General features: G+C 61.9%; 1 protein-coding gene. It reads right to left on the bottom strand.

What is annotated here, in order from left to right; translation table 11 throughout:
- The coding region (locus tag SO140_RS46115; protein ID WP_498544224.1) for an AMP-binding protein at positions 1-854 on the bottom strand (854 nt) is incomplete at its 3' end.
- Between the last annotated feature and the right edge of the window lie 39 nt (positions 855-893).

Raw genomic sequence — 893 nt, 5'->3', positions numbered from 1 at the left:
CCCACCGCCCCAAACGGAACAGGCCCACGGTGACCGTCAAGCAGATATACCTGCGTGTTCGCGATCGGACGGCCGATCGTCTCAACGACAGCCTCTCCCCTTCGCAGGCAGATCCAGGTTGAGTACGTAGTGGTTTCAGACGGCGCGTAAAGGTTATAAATCTTCTCTACGCGACTGCTCTCGAAGGCCTTTTCTATGAGGCCTACCTTCAGCCGCTCGCCGCACGAATTGATCACGCTTGCGGAAACCGGCACGGCTTTCTTGTCGACCAGAGCGGCGATCGCCGAGGGCACTGTGTTGATCAAGGAGATATCCAAAGACCTCTCGGCCAGCGCCAGCGCATTCTCAACAAGGTAAAGCGTGCTTCCTTGCGAAAGCGGAACGAAGCACTCATAGACGGACAGATCAAAACTGATCGAGGTGGAAAACAGCGTGCGGCTGATCTCTGATTCCGCAAACACCTCGCTGCTCCAATGCAGCAGGTTCACCGTGCTCGCATGCTCGATCATGACGCCCTTGGGCGTGCCTGTGGATCCGGAGGTGTAGATCACGTAGGCGAGATGGCGGGAGGTCAGGCCGAGCGCGCGTGGGTCGAGATTACAAGCGGGCAGCTCGGCCCAGGCGGGTGTGGCTGCCGTAAGATCGACCACGCTCAGATCGGCCAGCGCCTCAGGGCCCAGCGCGGCACGGCCGGCTTCGTCGGCCAGCAAGAGCCGCGGCGTCGCATCCTCGAGAACCTGCTTGAGCCGCGCGCTCGGATAGGCCGGATCCAGTGGCACATAGGCGCCCCCCGCCTTGAGGATCGCCAGCAGCCCCACCACCATCGCGACGCTGCGCGCAAGGCAGATCGCCACCGGCTGGTCCGGTCTCACCCCGAGTGCGATCAGATGATG

Source organism: Bradyrhizobium sp. UFLA05-108, assembly GCF_059803455.1.
The sequence above is the reverse complement of the archived record's forward strand: the minus strand, read 5'-3'. Positions and strand labels throughout refer to the sequence as shown.